We start from the raw sequence: 20688 nt of genomic DNA on the forward strand, positions 1-20688 counted from the left end.
GCCCCCATGGAAGGGCTTACCAGCGGTAGTGCGCGAACGCCTTGTTCGCATCCGCCATGCGGTGCGTTTCCTCGCGCTTCTTGATCGCACCGCCGCGGTTCTCGGACGCGTCGATCAGCTCGCCAGCCAGCTTGCGCGGCATCGAGTTCTCGCCGCGCTTGCGGGCGGACTCGATCAGCCAGCGCATCGCCAGCGCCATGCGGCGCGACTGGCGCACTTCGACCGGCACCTGGTAGGTGGCGCCGCCGACGCGGCGGGACTTCACCTCGACCGCCGGAGACACGTTGCCGAGGGCCTTTTCGACCAGCTCGAGCGCGTTGCCGTTCTTCTCGCCGATGACGTCCATGGCGCCGTACACGATCTTCTCGGCGACCGACTTCTTGCCGCTCTGCATGACCATGTTGATGAAGCGGGCGATGGTCTCGCTGCCGTGCTTGGGGTCCGGCAGGACCGAACGCTGCGGGGTATTGCCTTTACGCGACATGATTCAGTTTCCTCAGGCTTTCGGGCGCTTGGCGCCGTACTTGGAACGCGCCTGCTTGCGCTTGGCGACGCCGGCGGCGTCGAGCGAGCCGCGCACGGTGTGGTAACGCACGCCCGGCAGGTCCTTGACGCGACCGCCGCGGATCAGCACCACGCTGTGCTCCTGCAGGTTGTGGCCTTCGCCGCCGATGTACGAGATGACCTCGTAGCCGTTGGTGAGGCGTACCTTGGCGACCTTGCGCAGGGCCGAGTTCGGCTTCTTCGGGGTCGTGGTGTACACGCGCGTGCACACGCCGCGACGCTGCGGGCAGTTGGCCAGCGCGGGCGACGTGCTCTTGTAGATTTCAGGGCTGCGCGGCTTGCGCACCAGCTGATTGATCGTTGCCATCGGTCAGGGGTTCTTGGGTTTCGGGGCTTGCGCCCTCGTGAAAACGACGGCAGGCGGGAACACCCGGCCTGCCGAGACGAAAAAGTATAGCCCGCGCGGACGCAAACCGTCAACGCAAGCCATGCCTTCGGTCCGGTCCGCCGCGGCTGCCCGCGAGGGTCCGGACCCAGGTTCCTGCTCCGCCCGTCCTGGGCCGAAAACGAGGCGCTCCCTGCGCCTCATTTCGAGATCTGGGCGGCCCTTCGCGGGGCCGCCGGGGTTGCCAATCAGTTGCCGCCGGACTCCTCGCCCGCCACGTCGGCGGCGGGCGCGTCCTCGATCATGACCGCCGAGGCGTCCGCCACCGCGGCATCGGCCTCCACCGCCTCGGCCGCGGCGCCGCTGAGCGCCTCGAGCTCGGACTCGGTCAGCCCGGTCGCCTTGTTGCGGCGGCGGGTGTGGTAGGCCAGGCCGGTGCCGGCCGGGATCAGGCGGCCGACGATCACGTTCTCCTTCAGGCCGCGCAGGCTGTCGCGGGTGCCGCGGACGGCGGCCTCGGTCAGCACGCGGGTGGTCTCCTGGAACGAGGCCGCGGACAGGAACGACTCGGTCGCCAGCGAAGCCTTGGTGATGCCCAGCAGGACCGGTTCGACCCGGATCGGCAGCTCGCCCTTGGCTTCCAGCTTCTGGTTGTCCTCGATGACGCGCTGGCGCTCGGCCTGCTCGCCGGCGAGGTACTTGCCGTCGCCCGGATCGGTGATCTCGACCTTGCGCAGCATCTGGCGAATGATCACCTCGATGTGCTTGTCGTTGATCTTCACGCCCTGCAGGCGGTAGACGTCCTGGATCTCCTTGGTCAGGTACGAGGCCAGCGGCTCCACGCCCAGCAGGCGCAGGATGTCCTGCGGGCTCGGCTCGCCGTCCACCACCGTCTCGCCCTTCTCTACGTGCTCGCCTTCGAACACGATGATCTGGCGGTACTTCGGGATCAGCTCCTCGTGCTCTTCGCCGTCCGGTCCCTTGATGATCAGGCGCTGCTTGCCCTTGGTGTCCTTGCCGAAGCTGACCACGCCCGACTTCTCGGCCAGGATCGCCGGGTCCTTGGGCTTGCGCGCCTCGAACAGGTCGGCCACGCGCGGCAGGCCGCCGGTGATGTCGCGGGTCTTCGAGGCTTCCTGCGGGATCTTGGCGACCACGTCGCCCACGCCCACCGGCGCGCCGTCCTGCAGGTTGACGATCGAGCGCGGCGGCAGCAGGTACTGCGCCGGCAGGTCGGTGCCCGGGATGTTGAGGTCGTTGCCGTCCTTGTCGACGATGCGCACGATCGGGCGCAGGTCCTTGCCCTGGGTGCCGCGGCGCTTGGGATCGGTGATCTCGCGCGAGGCCAGGCCGGTCAGCTCGTCGGTCTTCTCGATGACGGTGACGCCGTCGATGAAGTCGACGAAGCGGATCGAACCGGCCACTTCCGACACGATCGGGTGATTGTGCGGGTCCCAGTTCGCAACGGTCTGTCCGGCCTTGATCTCCGCGCCGTCCTTGACCGAGATGGTCGCGCCATAGGGCAGCTTGTAGCGCTCGCGCTCGCGGCCGTGGCCGTCGAGCACCGACAGTTCGCCCGAACGCGAGACCACGGTCAGGTTGCCGCTGGCGTGCTGCACGGTCTTGAGGTTGTTGAACTTGATCGAGCCGGTGGTCTTGACGGTGACGTTGTCGATCGCCGCCGCGCGCGAGGCCGCGCCGCCGATGTGGAACGTGCGCATCGTCAGCTGCGTGCCGGGTTCGCCGATCGACTGCGCGGCGACCACGCCGACCGCCTCGCCGTGGTTGACCAGGTGGCCACGGCCGAGGTCGCGGCCGTAGCAGTGCGCGCAGACGCCGAAGGCGCTGGCGCAGGTGATGGTCGAGCGCACCTTGATCGACTGCACGCTGGCGTCCTCGAGGCGCTGCACCCAGGCCTCGTCGAGCAGGGTGTTGCGGGTGACGATCGGATCCTCGTCGTTGCCGGGCAGAAACACGTCCTCGGCCACCACGCGGCCCAGCACGCGGTCGCGCAGCGGCTCGACCACGTCGCCGCCTTCCACGATCGGGGTCATGGTCAGGCCGGCGAGCGTGCCGCAGTCGGTCTCGGTGATCACCACGTCCTGCGCCACGTCGACCAGGCGACGGGTCAGGTAACCGGAGTTCGCGGTCTTCAGCGCGGTATCCGCGAGGCCCTTTCGGGCGCCGTGGGTCGAGATGAAGTACTGCTGGACGTTCAGGCCCTCGCGGAAGTTCGAGGTGATCGGCGTCTCGATGATCGAGCCGTCCGGCTTGGCCATCAGGCCGCGCATGCCGGCCAGCTGGCGGATCTGCGCCTGCGAACCACGGGCGCCGGAGTCGGCCATGATGTAGATCGAGTTCATCGACTTCTGCGCGACCTTCTCGCCCTTGGCGTTGGTCACCGTCTCGGTGCCGATCGCGTCCATCATCGCCTTGGCCACGCGCTCGTTGGTGCGCGACCAGATGTCGACCACCTTGTTGTAGCGCTCGCCGGCGGTGACCAGGCCCGACTGGTACTGCTGCTGGATCTCCAGCACCTCGGCCTCGGCCTCGTCGAGGATGCCCTTCTTCTCCGGCGGGATCAGCATGTCGTCGATGCCGATCGACACGCCGGCGCGGGTCGCGAAGCCGAAGCCGGTGTACATCAGCTTGTCGGCGAACACGACCGTGTCCTTCAGGCCCAGCTGGCGGTAGCAGCTGTTGATCAGGCGCGAGATGTTCTTCTTGGTCAGCTCGGTGTTGGCCAGCGCGAACGGCAGGCCCTCCGGCAGGATCTCGGCCAGCAGCGCACGCCCGACCGTGGTATCCACGATCGAGGTCTTCTTCTCCCGGTTGCCTTCCTCGTCGATCACCGTCTCGGTGATGCGCACCTTCACCTTGGCGTGCAGGCCGGCGACCTTGTTGTCGTAGGCGCGCTTGACCTCGGCGATGTTGGCGAACGCCATGCCCTCGCCCGGGGTGTTCTCCAGCGCGCGGGTCATGTAGTAAAGGCCGAGCACCACGTCCTGCGAGGGCACGATGATCGGCTCACCGTTCGCCGGCGAGAGGATGTTGTTGGTCGACATCATCAGCGCGCGCGCTTCCAGCTGGGCTTCCAGCGAGAGCGGCACGTGCACGGCCATCTGGTCACCGTCGAAGTCGGCGTTGAAGGCGGTGCAGACCAGCGGGTGCAGCTGGATCGCCTTGCCCTCGATCAGCACCGGCTCGAAGGCCTGGATGCCAAGGCGATGCAGGGTCGGGGCGCGGTTGAGCAGCACAGGGTGTTCGCGGATCACCTCTTCGAGGATGTCCCACACCTCGGCCTCTTCGCGCTCGACCAGCTTCTTGGCGGCCTTGATCGTCGTGGCCAGGCCACGGCGCTGCAGCTTGGCGAAGATGAAGGGCTTGAACAGCTCCAGCGCCATCTTCTTCGGCAGGCCGCACTCGTGCAGGCGCAGGGTCGGGCCGACCACGATGACCGAACGGCCGGAGTAGTCGACGCGCTTGCCGAGCAGGTTCTGGCGGAAGCGGCCCTGCTTGCCCTTGATCATGTCGGCCAGCGACTTGAGCGGACGCTTGTTGGTGCCGGTGATGGCGCGGCCGCGGCGGCCGTTGTCCATCAGCGCGTCCACCGACTCCTGCAGCATGCGCTTCTCGTTGCGCACGATGATGTCGGGCGCGTTGAGTTCGAGCAGGCGGCGCAGGCGGTTGTTGCGGTTGATGACGCGGCGGTACAGGTCGTTGAGGTCGGAGGTCGCGAAGCGGCCACCATCCAGCGGCACCAGCGGGCGCAGGTCCGGCGGCAGCACCGGCAGCACGGTCATGACCATCCACTCCGGGCGGTTGCCGGACTCGACGAAGGCCTCGATCAGCTTGATGCGTTTGGTCAGGCGCTTGAGCTTGGTCTCGGAGCCGGTGGCGGCGATCTCTTCCTTCAGGCGCACGGTCTCGGCCTGCAGGTCGATCGTGCGCAGCAGGTCGAACACCGCCTCGGCGCCCATCGCGGCGTCGAAGTCGTCGCCATGTTCCTGGCGCATCTGCATGTACTGCTCTTCATTGAGCAGCTGGCCGCGCTCCATCGGGGTCAGGCCCGGCTCGGTGACCACGAAGGCCTCGAAGTACAGGATGCGCTCGATGTCGCGCAGGGTCATGTCCAGCATCAGGCCGATGCGCGAGGGCAGCGACTTGAGGAACCAGATGTGCGCGACCGGCGAGGCCAGGTCGATGTGGCCCATGCGCTCGCGGCGCACCTTGGCCAGCGTCACTTCCGTGCCGCACTTCTCGCAGACCACGCCGCGGTGCTTCATGCGCTTGTACTTGCCGCACAGGCACTCGTAGTCCTTGATCGGGCCGAAGATCGCGGCACAGAACAGTCCGTCGCGCTCGGGCTTGAAGGTGCGGTAGTTGATGGTTTCGGGCTTCTTCACTTCGCCGAAGGACCACGAGCGGATCAGGTCGGGCGAGGCCAGCGCGATCTTGATCGCGTCGAAGTCGAGCGCCGGACGCTGCTGGTTGAAGAGGTTGAGCAAATCTTTCATGTCTGTCTCCAGGGAAGAGGAATCACGTCGGTCTGTTTCGCGGCGGGATCGCTACGGGGCGATCCCGCGCGTGTCGCCTCAGTGCTCCTCCAGCTCCATGTTGATGGCCAGCGAGCGGATTTCCTTCACCAGAACGTTGAAGGACTCCGGCATGCCCGCGACCATCTCGTACTCGCCGTCGACGATGTTCTTGTACATCTGGTTGCGGCCCTGCACGTCGTCGGACTTCACCGTCAGCATTTCCTGCATGGTGTAGGCCGCGCCGTAGGCTTCCAACGCCCACATTTCCATTTCGCCGAAGCGCTGGCCACCGAACTGCGCCTTGCCGCCCAGCGGCTGCTGGGTGACGAGCGAGTACGGGCCGGTCGAGCGCGCGTGCATCTTGTCGTCGACCAGGTGGTTGAGCTTGAGCATGTGCATGTAGCCCACCGTCACCTTGCGCTCGAAGGCATCGCCGGTGCGGCCGTCGAACAGCTGGGTCTGGCCGCTGCTCGGCAGGTCGGCGAGCTCGAGCATCTTCTTGATCTCGCTCTCGGCCGCGCCGTCGAACACCGGCGTCGCCATCGGCACGCCGTCGACCAGGTTCTTCGCCAGCGCGATCAGTTCCTCGTCGCTGAACTGCTTGAGGTCGACGCGCTGCGCCTGCAGGTCCTTGTCGTGGTTGTAGATTTCGTCGAGGAACTTGCGCAGGTCGGCGATCTTCGCCTGCGCCTGCAGCATCGCGTCGATCTTGCGGCCGAGGCCCTTCGCCGCCCACCCGAGGTGGGTTTCGAGGATCTGGCCGATGTTCATGCGCGACGGCACGCCCAGCGGGTTGAGCACGATGTCGACGGTCTCGCCGTTGGCCATGTGCGGCATGTCCTCGACCGGCACGATGGTCGACACCACGCCCTTGTTGCCGTGGCGGCCGGCCATCTTGTCGCCCGGCTGGATGCGGCGCTTCACGGCCAGGTAGACCTTGACCATCTTCAGCACGCCCGGCGCGAGGTCGTCGCCCTGGGTGATCTTGCCGCGCTTGTCGGCGAAGCGCTTCTCGAACTCCTTCTCGTGCGCCTCGATCTGCTTCTGCGCACGCTCGATGGCGTCGGTCGCGTCCTCGTCCTTCATCCGCAGGCCGAACCAGTCGGACTTCTTCAGGCCGTCGAGCACCAGCGAGGTGACGGTGTCGCCCTTCTTCAGGCCCGGGCCGCCGTTGGCGGTCTTGCCGATCAGCTGCGAGCGCAGGCGGTCGTAGATCGCGGCCTCGAGGATGCGGAACTGATCGTCGAAGTCCTTCTTGACGCGCTTGATCTCGGATTCCTCGATCTGGCGCGCACGCTTGTCCTTCTCGATGCCGTCGCGGGTGAAGACCTGCACGTCGATGACGGTGCCGTCCATGCCCGGCGGCACGCGCAGCGAGCTGTCCTTCACGTCGGACGCTTTCTCGCCGAAGATCGCGCGCAGCAGCTTCTCTTCCGGCGTCAGCTGGCTCTCGCCCTTGGGCGTGACCTTGCCGACCAGGATGTCACCGGCGCGGACCTCGGCGCCGATGTACACCACGCCCGACTCGTCGAGGCGGTTGAGCGCCTGCTCGGAGACGTTGGGGATGTCGGCCGAGATTTCCTCCGGGCCCAGCTTGGTGTCGCGGGCGACGCAGGTCAGCTCCTCGATGTGGATCGTGGTGTAGCGATCCTCCTCGACCACGCGCTCGGAGAGCAGGATCGAGTCCTCGAAGTTGTAGCCGTTCCACGGCATGAACGCGACCAGCATGTTCTGGCCCAGCGCCAGCTCGCCGATGTCGGTCGAGGGACCGTCGGCCAGCACGTCGCCGCGCGCGACCACGTCGCCCACGTCGACCAGCGGGGTCTGGTTGATGCAGGTGTTCTGGTTGGAGCGCGTGTACTTGATCAGGTTGTAGATGTCGACGCCGGCATCATGCTCGCCGGAGATCTCTTCCTCGTTCACCTTGACCACGATGCGGCCGGCGTCGATCTGCTCGATCACGCCACCGCGGCGCGCGTTCACCGTCACGCCCGAGTCGCGCGCCACCGCGCGCTCGATGCCGGTGCCGACCAGCGGCTTCTGCGAGCGCAGCGTCGGCACGGCCTGGCGCTGCATGTTGGCGCCCATCAGCGCGCGGTTGGCGTCGTCGTGCTCCAGGAACGGCACCAATGCAGCCGCGACCGACACGGTCTGCATCGGCGAGACGTCCATGAAGTGGATCTCGCTCGGCGGCTTGAGCAGGTTCTCGCCCTGGAAGCGGCAGGCGACGAACTGCGCGGTCAGGTTGCCCTTGGCGTCCTGCGGCGCGTTGGCCTGGGCGATGACGAACTCGTTCTCCTCGATCGCCGAGAGGAACTCGATCTCGTCGGTGACCTTGCCGTCCACGACCTTGCGGTACGGCGTCTCGAGGAAGCCGTAGCGGTTGGTGCGGGCGAACACGGCCAGCGAGTTGATCAGGCCGATGTTCGGGCCTTCCGGCGTCTCGATGGTGCAGACGCGGCCGTAGTGGGTCGGGTGCACGTCGCGCACCTCGAAGCCGGCGCGCTCGCGGGTCAGGCCGCCCGGGCCCAGTGCGGAGACGCGACGCTTGTGCGTCACCTCCGACAGCGGGTTGTTCTGGTCCATGAACTGCGACAGCTGCGACGAACCGAAGAACTCCTTCACCGCCGCCGCGACCGGCTTGGCGTTGATCAGCTCCTGCGGGGTCAGTCCGTCGGCCTCGGCCATGGTCAGGCGCTCGCGCACGGCGCGTTCCACGCGCACCAGGCCGACGCGGAACACGTTCTCGGCCATCTCGCCGACCGAACGCACACGGCGGTTGCCGAGGTGGTCGATGTCGTCGACCACGCCGCGGCCGTTGCGGATCTCGGTCAGCACCTTGATCACGTCGAGGATGTCGGACATGTCGCCACAGGACTCGCGCATGCGCGCGGACTCCTCGTCCTTGCGCTCGGCGAAGTACTTGGCGTCGTACAGCACCGGCGCGCCGGTCACCTCGCGGCGACCGATGCGGCGGTTGAACTTCATCCGGCCCACGGCCGACAGGTCGTAGCGCTCGAAGGCGAAGAACAGGTTGTGGAACAGGTTCTGCGCGGCGTCCTTCGTCGGCGGCTCGCCGGGACGCATCATGCGGTAGATCTCGACCAGGGCGTCGAGCTGGGTCTTGGTGGCGTCGACGCGCAACGTGTTCGACAGGTACGGGCCGCGGTCGAGGTCGTTGGTCCAGATGGTGCCGACGGCCTCGATGCCGGCCTTGCGCAGCGCGGCGAGGGTGTCGTCGTTGATCTCGTCGTTGGCCGAGGCGATCAGCTCGCCGGTCGAGGCATCGACGACGTCGTGCGACAGCACGCGGCCAACCAGGTACTCGTCCGGCACCGCCAGCGCGGCGATGCCCGACTGCTCGAGCTGCTTGACGTGGCGCGCGGTGATGCGCTTGCCGGCCTCGACGATCACCTTGTCGCCGTCGGCCAAGTCGAAGTTCAGGGTCTCGCCGCGCAGGCGCTCGGCGACCAGCTCCAGCTGCACGCCCTCGCCTTCCGGCAGGATGTGGAAGGTGTTGATCTCGAAGAACTCGTTGAGCATTTCTTCGTTGCTGTAGCCGAGCGCGCGCAGCAGCACCGAGACCGGCAGCTTGCGGCGGCGATCGATGCGGGTGTACAGCGCGTCCTTCGGGTCGAACTCGAAGTCCAGCCAGGAGCCGCGGTAGGGAATCACGCGCGCCGAGAACAGCAGCTTGCCCGAGCTGTGGGTCTTGCCGCGGTCGTGGTCGAAGAACACGCCCGGCGAACGGTGCAGCTGCGAGACGATGACGCGCTCGGTGCCGTTGACGATGAAGGTGCCGTTGTCGGTCATGAGCGGGATCTCGCCCATGTAGACTTCCTGCTCCTTGACGTACTTGATCGCCTTGCTCGACGACTCGCGGTCGTAGATCACCAGGCGCACGGTCACGCGCAGCGGCGCGCCGTAGCTCATGCCGCGCTGGCGGCACTCGCGCTCGTCGAACACCGGCTCGCCCAGCTTGTAGCCGACGTACTCCAGCGCCGCATAGCCGTTGTAGCTGACGATCGGGAACACCGACTTCAGCGCGGCGTGCAGGCCCTTGTCGCCGCGCTTTGCGGGATCGGTGTTGGCCTGCAGGAACTCGCGGTAGGAATCGACCTGGATCGCGAGCAGGAACGGCACCTCGAGAATCGAACGGCGCTTGCCGAAGTTCTTGCGGATGCGCTTCTTCTCGGTGAACGAATACTGGGACGTCGTCATGGGGAGCTGATGCCTCGGTCTTGGAGCCGCGCAGGCGCGGTTCCGGGATAACGAAAAGTTGTCACTGGGCAGTCGCTGGTATTGCCGGCACCAGCACGCCTTCTCCCGCTACTAACCACTGACAACTGCGAACTGATCTGGAACTGGGAACTGCATCAACGACCGAAGGCCGGGGGCATGCGCCCCCAGCCTCGGTTTCAACCGTCATTCCCGCGGAGGCGGGAAGGCAGTGTCTTTTGCGTCAAAGAACACTCTCGGTGGAGAACAACTACATCTGGAACCATGGATCCCCGCCTTCGCGGGGATGACGTTCGGCTAGCCACGCGCCTGCGGCGCGTGGAGCCTCACGTCACTTGACCTCAACAGTCGCGCCGGCGGCTTCCAGATCCTTCTTGATCTTGGCCGCGTCGTCCTTCGAGGCGCCTTCCTTCACCGTGCCGCCGGCTTCGGTCAGGTCCTTGGCTTCCTTCAGGCCCAGGCCGGTGATCGCGCGGACCACCTTGATGACCTCGACCTTCTTCTCGCCGGCCGACTTCAGGACGACGGTGAACTCGGTCTGCTCTTCAACCGGGCCGGCAGCGGCAGCGGCCGGACCAGCGGCCACGGCCACCGGGGCGGCGGCGGAGACGCCGAACTTCTCTTCGAAAGCCTTGACCAGCTCCATCACCTCGACGAGGGTCTTGCTGCCGATGGCTTCCAGGATTTCTTCGTTGGAAAGGGACATTGTCGTTTACCTTGATTGATTGATTCGAAAACGTTTCGTTGGATTGCGTTCGTTGCGAACGGCGCTCAACTAGGGACTTCAGGCTGCCTTCTGCTGGCCGACCGCGTTGATCACGCGACCGGTCTGCACGGCGGGCTCCGAGAGCACGCGGGCCAGCATGGTGGCCGGCTGCGCGATCAGGCCCACCAGCATCGCCAATGCCTGCTCGCGGGTCGGCAGAGACGCCAGGACATCCACGTGGGAGCCCGGGTACTTCTGCCCACCCAGCGAAACCAGGCGCGGCTTCAGCTTTTCGGCGGTCTTGGCGAAGTCCTTGATGAGGCGGCCGGCGGCGCCGGGGTCTTCCTGCGAGAAGGCGTACAGCAGCGGACCGGTCAGCTCGTCCTGGATGACGGCGTAATCGGTGCCTTCCACCGCCCGCGAGACCAGCGTGTTCTTGGCTACTTTCAGGAACACGCCCGACTGGCGGGCCTTCTTGCGCAGATCGGTCAACTGCTCGACCGTGAGACCCGCGTATTCCGCGGCGACCAGCGAGTGCGCCTTGCCGGCGACCTCGGCCAGTTCGGCAACGACTTCCTTCTTCTGGTTCAGATTCAGAGCCATTGCGCTTCCTCTCTTGCTTCAATTCCATCCCCTTGCATCCGCGCGGGGACAGGCCATGGGCCGCACCGGTCCTTCGATGCGGGGAACGCCTTGCGGCGTTCCGGTTGGCGGCCGTTTCCAAAAACCGATCGAATCAATCTCTGGAGGGTCGGCGACCATCTACGCAGGCCCTTTCGTGCTTTCGCAGTCCGGGATTAAGCGGTCTGGCCTGCAACGACGGCGATTCCCTGCCGTGCCGAGCTTCCGTGCCCGTCGCCGTTGCGGCTTCGACCGCGCCTGCGGTCTTTGACGGCTCCGCGTCGGGCGGTTGCCCTGGCGGTGCCCTCAAAATCCTGTTCCGAGCGGAGCGAGGGATCTCGTTTCGCTCGGGCACAACTCAAACTAGTTTGTCATTCCGACCGGAGGGAGGAATCTGCGTTCAGGTGGCGCTGAAGAGCGGATCCCTCACTGCGTTCGGGATGACGGATCGTCAGCCGCGCGCTGCGCGCGCGGGTCGATCCGTCACTTCAAACTCAACGACGACTGGTCGACGGTCACGCCGGGACCCATCGTCGAGCTGACCGAGATCTTCTGCAGGTACTGGCCCTTCGACGTCGCCGGCTTGGCCTTGACCAGGTCCTGCAGCAGCGCGTTCAGGTTTTCCTTCAGGCGATCGGCCTCGAAGTCGGCCTTGCCGATCGTGCAGTGGATGATGCCGGCCTTGTCGGTGCGGTAGCGCACCTGGCCGCCCTTGGCGTTCTTCACCGCCTCGCCCGGGTTCGGGGACACGGTGCCGACCTTCGGGTTCGGCATCAGGCCGCGCGGACCGAGCACGGTGCCGAGCTTGCCGACCACGCGCATCGCGTCCGGCGTGGCGATGACCACGTCATAGTTCAGCTCGCCGCCCTGCATGCGCTCGGCCAGGTCGTCCATGCCGACCGCGTCGGCGCCCGCGGCCAGGGCCTCGTCGGCCTTGGCGCCAGCCGGGGCGAACACCGCCACGCGCACGCTCTTGCCGGTGCCCTGCGGCAGCACGGTCGAGCCGCGCACCTGCTGGTCCGACTTCTTGGCGTCGACGCCAAGGCGGACGGCGACGTCCACGGCCTCGACGAACTTGGTCTTGCTGTTGTCCTTGACGATCTTCAGCGCTTCGTCAATCGCGTAGGCCTTGCCCGGGACGACCGCGGCCTTGATGTTCTTCTGTCGCTTGGTCTGTGCCATGGTCTCAGCCCTCCACCGTCAGGCCCATCGAACGGGCCGAGCCCGCGATGGTGCGTACCGCCGCGTCCAGGTCGGCCGCGGTCAGGTCGGGTTCCTTCGCCTTGGCGATTTCCTCGAGCTGCTTGCGGGTGACCTTGCCCACCTTCTCGGTGTTCGGGCGCTTGGAGCCGGACTGCACGCCCGACGCCTTCTTCAACAGGATCGTCGCGGGCGGCGTCTTGGTGATGAAGGTGAAGGTGCGGTCCGAATACGCGGTGATCACGGTCGGGATCGGCAGACCCGGCTCGAGCTTCTGCGTGGCGGCGTTGAACGCCTTGCAGAACTCCATGATGTTCAGGCCGCGCTGGCCGAGCGCAGGACCCACCGGCGGCGAGGGATTCGCCTGCCCGGCCTTGACCTGCAACTTGATGTAACCGATGACTTTCTTTGCCATTGCTCTGGACTCTCCGGGTGCAAGCGCCGTTCAGGCTCCCCATCGGACCGGGAACACATCCATCAAGGGCAGCACGCGTCCCGGCGTCGCGTGTGCCCCGTCCGCGCGAAAGGCCGCACGTGCGGCGGCCAGCGGTTCGCCCGGCTTCCCGGGCGGGGGAGCCGGCTAGTATAGCGGGTTTCCGGGCCCTGTGTCAGCCCGGGCCGCCCAGGTGGCTCAGGCCTTCTCGACCTGGCCGAATTCGAGCTCGACCGGGGTCGAGCGGCCGAAGATCAGCACCGCCACGCGCAGGCGGCTCTTCTCGTAGTTGACTTCCTCGACCACGCCGTTGAAGTCGTTGAACGGGCCGTCGACCACGCGGACCATCTGGCCCGGCTCGAACAGCACCTTGGGACGGGGCTTCTCGACGCCTTCCTGGACCCGGTCCAGGATCGCGGCGGCCTCTTCGTCGCGGATCGGCAGCGGGCGGTCGGCGGTACCGCCGATGAAACCCATCACCTTCGGGGTTTCCTTGACCAGGTGCCAGCTCTCGCTGTCCATCCGCGGGATGCCGGCCTCGTCGTGGGTCGTGATCTGCACCAGCACGTAGCCGGGGAAGAACTTGCGCTCGGAACGGCGCTTCTGGCCGGAGCGCATCTCCACCACTTCCTCGGTCGGGACCAGCACGTCGCCGAACTTGTCCTGCATCTGCGCGCGGGCAATGCGGTCGCGCAGCGCCTGCGCCACCGACTTCTCGAAGCCGGAGTACGCATGCACCACGTACCAACGCTTGACGCCTTCCGCTTCCATCAAAACCGTGTCTCCCGTCATTGCCCGAGGAACAGCCGCACCAGCCACTGGATGACCGTGTCGAAGCCGGCCAGCAACAGCGCGATGATGACCACGACGATCATCACCACCCAGGTCATGCGCATGGCTTCCTGGCGCGTCGGCCAGACCACCTTGCGCAGCTCGAAGCGCGATTCGGACAGGAATTCGCGCGTCTGGTGGCCCTTGGTGCTGGCCATGAACACGGCCAGGCCGGCGACCACGCCCGCGACCACCGCGCCGACCCGGGCGGGCGTCGGCCACTGGCTCTCGAACCAGTAGAACGCGAACACGCCGGCGGCGACCAGCAGCAGCGCCAGCGCGTACTTGACGATGTCGCCGGCGGAGGCGGTTCCGGGTTGTTCGACTCTGCTGTTCACTCGACTCGCTACTCTGGGTGGCACGCCAGGAGGGACTCGAACCCCCAACCTGCGGTTTTGGAGACCGCTGCTCTGCCAATTGAGCTACTGGCGTATTGCTTCGATCCGACCGTCGGCCTGACCACTGGTTCCGTAAAAGGCGACGGCGGCTTGCGCCGCCTTGCCTTGTTCTGCCCTTCCCCGGCATGACCGGGGAGGCTGGATCCCCGCTTTCGCGGGGATGACGTTCGGCTAGCCACGCGCCTGTGGCGCGTGGAGCCTCACGTCACTTGACGATCTTCGCCACCACGCCGGCGCCGACCGTGCGGCCGCCCTCGCGGATCGCGAAGCGCAGGCCCTCGTCCATCGCCACCGGGTTGATCAGCGCGACCTGCATCTTCACGTTGTCGCCCGGCATCACCATCTCCGTGCCTTCCGGCAGCGTCACCGCACCGGTGATGTCCGTCGTGCGGAAGTAGAACTGCGGGCGGTAACCCTTGAAGAACGGGGTGTGACGGCCGCCCTCGTCCTTGGACAGGACATAAACCTCGGCCTCGAACTCCGTGTGCGGCGTGATGCTGCCCGGCTTGGCCAGCACCTGGCCGCGCTCCACGTCGTCACGCTTGGTGCCGCGCAGCAGCAGACCGGCGTTGTCGCCCGCCTGGCCCTGGTCGAGCAGCTTGCGGAACATCTCCACGCCCGTGACCGTGGTCTTCTGGGTCGGGCGGATACCGACGATCTCGATTTCCTCGCCCACCTTGATCACGCCGCGCTCGATGCGGCCGGTCACCACCGTGCCGCGGCCCGAGATCGAGAACACGTCTTCCACCGGCATCAGGAACGGCTTGTCGATGTCACGCTCCGGCTCCGGGATCCAGCTGTCCAGCGCCTCGACCAGCTTGATGATCGCCGGCACGCCGATGTCCGACTGGTCGCCTTCCAGCGCCTTGAGCGCCGAGCCGTGGATGATCGGGGTGTCGTCGCCCGGGAACTCGTACTTGCTCAGCAGCTCGCGGACTTCCATCTCCACCAGCTCCAGCAGCTCGGCGTCGTCCACCATGTCCGCCTTGTTCAGGAACACCACGATGTACGGCACGCCCACCTGGCGCGCCAGCAGGATGTGCTCGCGCGTCTGCGGCATCGGGCCGTCCGCGGCCGAGCACACCAGGATCGCGCCGTCCATCTGCGCCGCACCCGTGATCATGTTCTTCACGTAGTCGGCGTGGCCGGGGCAGTCCACGTGCGCGTAGTGGCGCGTCGGGCTTTCGTATTCCACGTGCGCGGTCGAGATCGTGATCCCGCGCGCCTTCTCTTCCGGCGCCGCGTCGATCGCGTCGTAGGCCTTGAATTCGCCGCCGAAACGCTCCGCGCCGATCTTCGTCAGCGCCGCCGTCAGCGTCGTCTTGCCGTGGTCCACGTGACCAATCGTGCCCACGTTCACGTGGGGCTTGGTGCGCTCGAACTTACCCTTTGCCATGACTGTCTATCTCGCTGACGGTTGTATGAATGACTGCTGGTGGAAAGTCCGGCCCGGGGCCGGACGCTTGCGGACGGATCCGCAGGGATGGTGCTCACGAATGGAATCGAACCATCGACCTCCTCCTTACCAAGGAGGTGCTCTACCGACTGAGCTACGTGAGCGTTGAACTTGTGGTGCGTTTCGCGCGGATTCAAGCAAAAGCAGGCAATGGAGCGGGAGACGGGAATCGAACCCGCACCATCAGCTTGGAAGGCTGAGGTTCTACCATTGAACTACTCCCGCGCCGCGCGGAACCTCGTGCTTGCGTGTGGGACTGGTGGAGGGAGGTGGATTCGAACCACCGAAGGCGTAAGCCAGCAGATTTACAGTCTGCCCCCGTTGGCCGCTTGGGTATCCCTCCGGTCGTCGCGCAAACCTGTGAAACAGCCCGTTATTTTGACGACGCGGCATGGCCCTGTCAACGCGCATTTGCGGCGTTTGCGCGTCCGGTGAACGCGCCTGCCGGGCCCGGCAGCGGAATCCGGGGCGGGCCGGCGTCAGACGTTGAAGCGGAAGTGCAGGACGTCGCCCTCCTGGACCCGGTATTCCTTGCCCTCCAGCCGCAGCCGGCCGGCCTCGCGGGCCCCGGCTTCGCCCCGGTACCGGATGAAATCCTCGTAGGCGATGGTTTCGGCGCGGATGAAGCCCTTCTCGAAATCGGTGTGGATCACGGCGGCCGCCTGCGGGGCGGTGGCGCCCGCCTTCACGGTCCAGGCGCGGACTTCCTTCACGCCGGCGGTGAAGTAGGTCTGCAGGCCGAGCAGCCGGTAGGCGGCCCGGATGACCCGGTTCAGGCCCGGCTCGTCCAGGCCATAGCTGGACAGCATCTCGTCGCGGTCGGCATCCTCGAGCTGGCTCAGCTCCTCCTCGATCGCGGCCGAGACCGGCACGACCTCGGCACCCTCGCCCGCCGCGCGGGCGCGGACCGCGTCCAGGTGCGGATTGCCCTCGAAGCCGTCCTCGAGCACGTTGGCGATGTACAGCACCGGCTTCATGGTCAGCAGGAACAGCTCGCGCACCAGCGGGCGCTCCTCGTCGGCCAGCGCCACCGAGCGCGCCGGACGCCCCTCGTCGAGCGCGGCGCGCAGCTTCTGCAGCACCTCGATCCGCGCCTTCGCGTCCTTGTCGCCGCTCTTGGCCACGCGCTCATGGCGGGCAATGGCCTTGTCCACCGTGTCCAGGTCCGCCAGGGCGAGTTCGGTGTCGATGGTGTCGATGTCGGCGATCGGGTCGACCCGGTTGGCGACGTGGATCACGTCCGGGTGCTCGAAGCAGCGCACCACGTGGGTGATCGCATCGACCTCGCGGATGTGCGCCAGGAACTTGTTGCCCAGCCCTTCGCCGCTGGCCGCACCGGCGACCAGGCCGGCGATGTCGACGAACTCGACCGCGGTCGGGACCACGCGCTCGGGCTTGACGATCTCCGCCAGCGCGCCCAGCCGCGGGTCCGGCACCGGCACCACGCCGACGTTCGGCTCGATCGTGCAGAACGGGAAATTGGCCGCGGCGATGCCCGCCTTGGTCAGCGCGTTGAAAAGGGTCGACTTGCCGACGTTCGGCAGGCCGACGATGCCGCATTGGATGCCCATGGGGTGTCCGTGATTGGTGATTCGTGATTGGTGATTCGAAAGAGCGGGTTGCAGGCCTCTTCAAATCACCAATCACCAATCACGAATTACGGCTTTCCCGTATGCAGCCGCTTCATCGCCTCGTTGAAGTCACCCTTCACCGCCAGCGGCAGCACGTCCAGCGCGTCGTCGATGGCGCGGTTGATCAGGATGTCGTCGTCGTTGCCCGGACGCCCCAGCACCCACGAGGTCACGCGGTCCTTGTGCCCGGGATGGCCGATGCCGATGCGCAGGCGGTGGAACCTGCCGTGGCCGAGCAGCTTCATCGTGTCGCGCAGGCCGTTCTGGCCGCCGTGGCCGCCGTCGAACTTCAGCCGCGCCGCGCCGGGCGGCAGGTCCAGCTCGTCGTGCGCGAGCAGCGCCTGCTCCGGCTCGATCTTCCAGTAGCGCAGCGCCGCGGCGACCGACTTGCCGCTGAGGTTCATGAACGTCGCCGGCTTGAGCAGCCACAGCGGGCGGCCTGCGAAGTCGATCTTCGCGGTTTCGCCGAACAGCTTGCTTTCGATGCCGAAGCGGGCGCCCGCCTTGTCTGCGAGCGCGTCGACAAAACGGAACCCGGCGTTGTGCCGGGTCCGCTCGTGTTCCCGGCCCGGGTTGCCCAGGCCGACGATGAGACGCAATCCTTCCATCGGGACGTTGCCGGGCCGCAGGGAGGGGCCTCCGGGGGCGGGGGCGCGGTGAAGCGCTACCGCGAACCGGAGGAGATCCCTCGCCTGTGGCTCGGAATGACCTTCGCCTCAGGCGAAGGTCACTTTTCGTCGTCCTTGGAGACCTTGCTGGCCGGCACTTCGGCGCCCTCGCCTTCGGCCTCGTCGCCCTCGGCTTCGCCGGTATCCACGCGGCCATGCTTGGCGACCACGACCGCAACGTCGTGCTCCTTGCCGAGCTTGAGCTCGGGGATCTCGACGCCCTCGGGCAGCTTGAGGTCGGACAGGTGGACGATGTCACCGACCGACAGCTCGGCCAGGTCGACCGCGATGTGCTCGGGCAGGTTCCCGGGCAGGCACTCGATGGTGACTTCGGTCAGCTCGTGCATGACGACCACCTCGGAGGACTTGCCGGCCGGCGACTTGTCCTCGTTGAGGAAGTGCAGCGGCACCGCGGTGCGCAGCGTCTCGTTCTCGTTCACGCGCTGGAAGTCCAGGTGCATGATCAGCTGCTTGTACGGGTGGCGCTGCATGTCGCGCAGCAGGACCTTCTGGACGTCGCCGCCCAGGCTCAGGTCCAGGATCGACGAGTAGAACCACTCGTTCTGGCTGGCCAGCCACACCGGCTCGTGGTCGAGCTGGATGTTGACCGGGTTGAGATCGCCACCGTAGACGATGGCCGGGATCTTGCCCGCGTGGCGAAGGCGGCGGCTCGCACCCTTCCCTTCGTCCTCGCGGCGTTCGACCTTGATTTCGTGCGTCGTTGCCATGTTGTTTCACTCTCTTTCGTTGCGATGATCCGCCTCGCGGCGGTTTTGGTGACTCTTCCGCGACCAGAAGAGCCGTTGGAAATGCGGGGATTGGGGACTGGGGATTAGGGATTGGGCAGAGCAAAACCGCCTTTCCAAATTCCTAATCCCTGGTCCCCAATCCCTGCCCTAATCCAGATACAGCGAACTGACCGACTCCCCGAACGCGACCCGGCGGATCGTCTCGGCCAGCATCTCGGCGACGCTGAGCTGGCGGATCCTGCCGCAGGCCCTGGCGTTCTCCGACAGCGGGATGGTGTCGGTGACCACCAGTTCGTCGAGCGTCGAACGGGTGATGTTGTCGATGGCCGCGCCCGACAGCACCGGGTGGGTGCAGTAGGCGACGACCTTGTTGGCGCCGTTGGCCTTGAGGGCCCCCGCCGCCGCGCACAGCGTTCCTGCGGTGTCGACGATGTCGTCGACCAGCACGCAGGTCTTGCCTTCCACGTCGCCGATGATGTTCATCACCGTGGCGACGTTGGCCTTCGGCCGGCGCTTGTCGATGATCGCGAGGTCCGCGTCGTCGAGGCGCTTGGCGATGGCCCTGGCGCGCACGACGCCGCCGACGTCGGGCGAGACCACGATCAGGTTGTCGGTGCCGTGCGCGCGCCAGATGTCGGCGAGCAGCAGCGGCGAGGCGTACACGTTGTCGACCGGAATGTCGAAGAAGCCCTGGATCTGGTCGGCGTGCAGGTCGACTGTCAGCAGCCCGTCGGCGCCGGCGGCGGTGAACATCCGCGCCGCCAGCTTGGCCGTGATCGGCACCCGCGACGAACGCATCCGCCGGTCCTGCCGCGCGTAGCCGAAGTACGGCACCACCGCCGTCACCGAGGCCGCCGAGGCGCGCTTGAGCGCGTCGATCAGCGCCAGCAGCTCCATCAGGTGCTCGGCCGTGGGCGCGTTGGTCGGCTGGATGACGAACACGTCCTGCCGCCGCACGTTCTCCTCGATTTCGACCTGCACCTCGCCGTCCGAGAACGTCGAGACCAGCGCCTTGCCCTGCCGGACCCCGAGCTCGCGACACACCGCCTGCGCCAGCGGCCTGTTCGCATTGCCCGAGAAGATCAACAGGTTCCGATCTTCTTTCATGTCTTGCTACTCCGCTTCGCTCTGACCGTGCGGGATGGAATGGTGATTGGTCATTGGTGATTTCGTGATTGGAAAAAAGCAACGACGCCTGTATTTCTGCTTTTACGAATCACCCATCACGAATCACCAATCACCGCTCTTCTGGCAGGGGCGGCAGGATTCGAACCTGCGCATGCCGGGATCAAAACCCGGTGCCTTAACCGCTTGGCGACGCCCCTGTTGTGGGGCCGTGATTCGTGATGGGTGATTCGTGATTGGAAAAAGCAACGGCACAAGGCCTTTGCGCTTCCACGAATCACCCATCACGAATCACCAATTACGGCATTTCCTTCGAGCGCCTCCAGCAAGGGCGAACGCGCCGCACCCGCGGCCACCCAGGCCTTGAGCGAGGACGGCAACGCCGCCAGCGCGGCCTCGGCGGATTCGCGCGTGGCGAATTCGACGAAGCAGCCGCTGCCCGACCCGGTCAACCGCGGCGTGCCGATCCGCGCCAGCGCGGCGAACGCCGCCTCGACGGCGGGTTCGCGGCGGCGCAGCACCGGCTCGAACGCATTGCCGAGCCCAGCTCCCGAAACGAAGTCCGATATTGTCGCGGGTGCGGCATTTCGCGTCAATTCAGGGGCTTGGAACAGGGCCGCGGTGGCCGCGTGCACGCCCGGATCGACCAGCACGTACCAGGCCGGCGGCAGCGCGACCGGGGTCAGCACCTCGCCCACGCCTTCGGCCCAGGCGTTCTCGCCGCGGACGAAGACCGGCACGTCGGCGCCCAGCCGCAGGCCCAGCGCGGCCAGCCGGTCGACGCCGAGGTTGAGCCCCCAGAGCCGGTCCAGCGCGCGCAGCACGGTGGCCGCGTTCGAGGAACCACCGCCGAAGCCGGCGCCGGCCGGGATGCGTTTTTCGACGGAAATGTCGGCACCTTGGCGGGAATTGGCTTCCGATTGCAGCAATCCGGCCGCGCGCACCAGCAGGTCGTCGGCCTCCGCGACCCCCGCCACCGATGCGCCCACCCGGCGGACGATGCCGTCGTCGCGCGACCGCAGGCGGACGGTGTCGCCCCAGTCCAGCATCCGGAACACGGTCTGCAGCTCGTGATAGCCGTCGGGCCGGCGGCGCGGGATGCGCAGGAACAGGTTCAGCTTGGCCGGGGCCGGCCAGGACGACCAGCCGTCGGCGGGCGCGGGATCGACGGCCATGGCTCAGTCCGCGGGCGTGGCGCCGGCAG

The 20688-nt window shown here is 66.7% G+C and carries 16 protein-coding genes and 5 tRNA genes; all 21 read right to left on the reverse strand.

Annotated features, from left to right (window positions below):
• Nucleotides 1–16 precede the first annotated feature (16 nt).
• Nucleotides 17–484, reverse strand: a complete 468-nt coding sequence (rpsG, locus tag FQY83_RS09705) for a 30S ribosomal protein S7 (protein ID WP_146387471.1) — start codon at nucleotides 482–484, stop codon at nucleotides 17–19.
• A gap of 12 nt (nucleotides 485–496) precedes the next feature.
• Nucleotides 497–871, reverse strand: coding sequence for a 30S ribosomal protein S12 (gene rpsL / locus FQY83_RS09710; RefSeq protein WP_146387473.1), 375 nt, complete (start codon nucleotides 869–871; stop codon nucleotides 497–499).
• Between the two features lie 266 nt (nucleotides 872–1137).
• Complete coding sequence (gene rpoC, locus FQY83_RS09715; protein ID WP_146387475.1) at nucleotides 1138–5406, reverse strand: DNA-directed RNA polymerase subunit beta'; 4269 nt, start codon at nucleotides 5404–5406, stop codon at nucleotides 1138–1140.
• 78 nt (nucleotides 5407–5484) lie between these two features.
• Nucleotides 5485–9648 (reverse strand): DNA-directed RNA polymerase subunit beta, encoded by a 4164-nt coding sequence (rpoB, locus tag FQY83_RS09720; protein WP_146387477.1) that lies wholly within the window; start codon nucleotides 9646–9648, stop codon nucleotides 5485–5487.
• 349 nt (nucleotides 9649–9997) lie between these two features.
• A complete protein-coding gene (gene rplL / locus FQY83_RS09725) occupies nucleotides 9998–10372 on the reverse strand; it encodes a 50S ribosomal protein L7/L12 (RefSeq protein WP_146387479.1) in 375 nt (124 codons plus the stop codon).
• A gap of 78 nt (nucleotides 10373–10450) precedes the next feature.
• Complete coding sequence (gene rplJ / locus FQY83_RS09730) at nucleotides 10451–10975, reverse strand: 50S ribosomal protein L10 (protein WP_146387481.1); 525 nt, start codon at nucleotides 10973–10975, stop codon at nucleotides 10451–10453.
• A 501-nt stretch (nucleotides 10976–11476) separates the two neighbouring features.
• Nucleotides 11477–12175 (reverse strand): 50S ribosomal protein L1, encoded by a 699-nt coding sequence (rplA, locus tag FQY83_RS09735; RefSeq protein ID WP_146387483.1) that lies wholly within the window; start codon nucleotides 12173–12175, stop codon nucleotides 11477–11479.
• Nucleotides 12176–12179: 4 nt separating this feature from the next.
• Entirely contained in the window at nucleotides 12180–12608 is a 429-nt protein-coding gene (gene rplK, locus FQY83_RS09740) for a 50S ribosomal protein L11 (protein WP_146387485.1), read from the reverse strand.
• A gap of 216 nt (nucleotides 12609–12824) precedes the next feature.
• Nucleotides 12825–13397, reverse strand: a complete 573-nt coding sequence (gene nusG, locus FQY83_RS09745; RefSeq protein ID WP_158636478.1) for a transcription termination/antitermination protein NusG — start codon at nucleotides 13395–13397, stop codon at nucleotides 12825–12827.
• Nucleotides 13398–13414: 17 nt separating this feature from the next.
• Nucleotides 13415–13795 (reverse strand): preprotein translocase subunit SecE, encoded by a 381-nt coding sequence (secE, locus tag FQY83_RS09750; RefSeq protein ID WP_146387489.1) that lies wholly within the window; start codon nucleotides 13793–13795, stop codon nucleotides 13415–13417.
• Between the two features lie 18 nt (nucleotides 13796–13813).
• Nucleotides 13814–13889, reverse strand: a tRNA-Trp gene (locus FQY83_RS09755).
• A gap of 171 nt (nucleotides 13890–14060) precedes the next feature.
• Nucleotides 14061–15251: an elongation factor Tu gene (tuf, locus tag FQY83_RS09760; protein WP_146387467.1), complete on the reverse strand. Its 1191-nt coding sequence runs from the start codon at nucleotides 15249–15251 to the stop codon at nucleotides 14061–14063.
• A gap of 88 nt (nucleotides 15252–15339) precedes the next feature.
• Nucleotides 15340–15415: transfer RNA gene (locus FQY83_RS09765), tRNA-Thr, on the reverse strand.
• Between the two features lie 47 nt (nucleotides 15416–15462).
• Nucleotides 15463–15536, reverse strand: a tRNA-Gly gene (locus FQY83_RS09770).
• Between the two features lie 32 nt (nucleotides 15537–15568).
• A tRNA-Tyr gene (locus FQY83_RS09775) sits at nucleotides 15569–15654 on the reverse strand.
• A gap of 136 nt (nucleotides 15655–15790) precedes the next feature.
• Nucleotides 15791–16882, reverse strand: a complete 1092-nt coding sequence (gene ychF, locus FQY83_RS09780) for a redox-regulated ATPase YchF (protein WP_146387491.1) — start codon at nucleotides 16880–16882, stop codon at nucleotides 15791–15793.
• A gap of 86 nt (nucleotides 16883–16968) precedes the next feature.
• Nucleotides 16969–17550, reverse strand: a complete 582-nt coding sequence (pth, locus tag FQY83_RS09785) for an aminoacyl-tRNA hydrolase (protein ID WP_146387493.1) — start codon at nucleotides 17548–17550, stop codon at nucleotides 16969–16971.
• Nucleotides 17551–17669: 119 nt separating this feature from the next.
• Complete coding sequence (locus FQY83_RS09790; protein ID WP_146387495.1) at nucleotides 17670–18338, reverse strand: 50S ribosomal protein L25/general stress protein Ctc; 669 nt, start codon at nucleotides 18336–18338, stop codon at nucleotides 17670–17672.
• A 168-nt stretch (nucleotides 18339–18506) separates the two neighbouring features.
• The gene (locus FQY83_RS09795) at nucleotides 18507–19466 is read right to left on the reverse strand and encodes a ribose-phosphate diphosphokinase (RefSeq protein WP_146387497.1); all 960 of its coding nucleotides are present in this window, start codon (nucleotides 19464–19466) and stop codon (nucleotides 18507–18509) included.
• A 142-nt stretch (nucleotides 19467–19608) separates the two neighbouring features.
• Nucleotides 19609–19684: transfer RNA gene (locus FQY83_RS09800), tRNA-Gln, on the reverse strand.
• Between the two features lie 84 nt (nucleotides 19685–19768).
• Nucleotides 19769–20659, reverse strand: a complete 891-nt coding sequence (ispE, locus tag FQY83_RS09805; RefSeq protein ID WP_146387499.1) for a 4-(cytidine 5'-diphospho)-2-C-methyl-D-erythritol kinase — start codon at nucleotides 20657–20659, stop codon at nucleotides 19769–19771.
• Between the last annotated feature and the right edge of the window lie 29 nt (nucleotides 20660–20688).

It is taken from the genome of Luteimonas marina, from assembly GCF_007859325.1.
GTDB classification, from domain to species: Bacteria; Pseudomonadota; Gammaproteobacteria; order Xanthomonadales; family Xanthomonadaceae; genus Luteimonas; species Luteimonas marina.

What these genes read in the sequence shown, in the direction of transcription:
- rpsG (WP_146387471.1), bottom strand. Translation starts at nt 484, where the DNA reads ATGTCGCGTAAAGGCAATACCCCGCAGCGTTCGGTCCTGCCGGACCCC.
- ispE (WP_146387499.1), bottom strand. Translation starts at nt 20,659, where the DNA reads ATGGCCGTCGATCCCGCGCCCGCCGACGGCTGGTCGTCCTGGCCGGCC.
- tuf (WP_146387467.1), bottom strand. Translation starts at nt 15,251, where the DNA reads ATGGCAAAGGGTAAGTTCGAGCGCACCAAGCCCCACGTGAACGTGGGC.
- ychF (WP_146387491.1), bottom strand. Translation starts at nt 16,882, where the DNA reads ATGGGCATCCAATGCGGCATCGTCGGCCTGCCGAACGTCGGCAAGTCG.
- rplK (WP_146387485.1), bottom strand. Translation starts at nt 12,608, where the DNA reads ATGGCAAAGAAAGTCATCGGTTACATCAAGTTGCAGGTCAAGGCCGGG.
- FQY83_RS09795 (WP_146387497.1), bottom strand. Translation starts at nt 19,466, where the DNA reads ATGAAAGAAGATCGGAACCTGTTGATCTTCTCGGGCAATGCGAACAGG.
- rplA (WP_146387483.1), bottom strand. Translation starts at nt 12,175, where the DNA reads ATGGCACAGACCAAGCGACAGAAGAACATCAAGGCCGCGGTCGTCCCG.
- rpoB (WP_146387477.1), bottom strand. Translation starts at nt 9,648, where the DNA reads ATGACGACGTCCCAGTATTCGTTCACCGAGAAGAAGCGCATCCGCAAG.
- rpoC (WP_146387475.1), bottom strand. Translation starts at nt 5,406, where the DNA reads ATGAAAGATTTGCTCAACCTCTTCAACCAGCAGCGTCCGGCGCTCGAC.
- nusG (WP_158636478.1), bottom strand. Translation starts at nt 13,397, where the DNA reads ATGGAAGCGGAAGGCGTCAAGCGTTGGTACGTGGTGCATGCGTACTCC.
- rplL (WP_146387479.1), bottom strand. Translation starts at nt 10,372, where the DNA reads ATGTCCCTTTCCAACGAAGAAATCCTGGAAGCCATCGGCAGCAAGACC.
- rplJ (WP_146387481.1), bottom strand. Translation starts at nt 10,975, where the DNA reads ATGGCTCTGAATCTGAACCAGAAGAAGGAAGTCGTTGCCGAACTGGCC.
- pth (WP_146387493.1), bottom strand. Translation starts at nt 17,550, where the DNA reads ATGGAAGGATTGCGTCTCATCGTCGGCCTGGGCAACCCGGGCCGGGAA.
- rpsL (WP_146387473.1), bottom strand. Translation starts at nt 871, where the DNA reads ATGGCAACGATCAATCAGCTGGTGCGCAAGCCGCGCAGCCCTGAAATC.
- FQY83_RS09790 (WP_146387495.1), bottom strand. Translation starts at nt 18,338, where the DNA reads ATGGCAACGACGCACGAAATCAAGGTCGAACGCCGCGAGGACGAAGGG.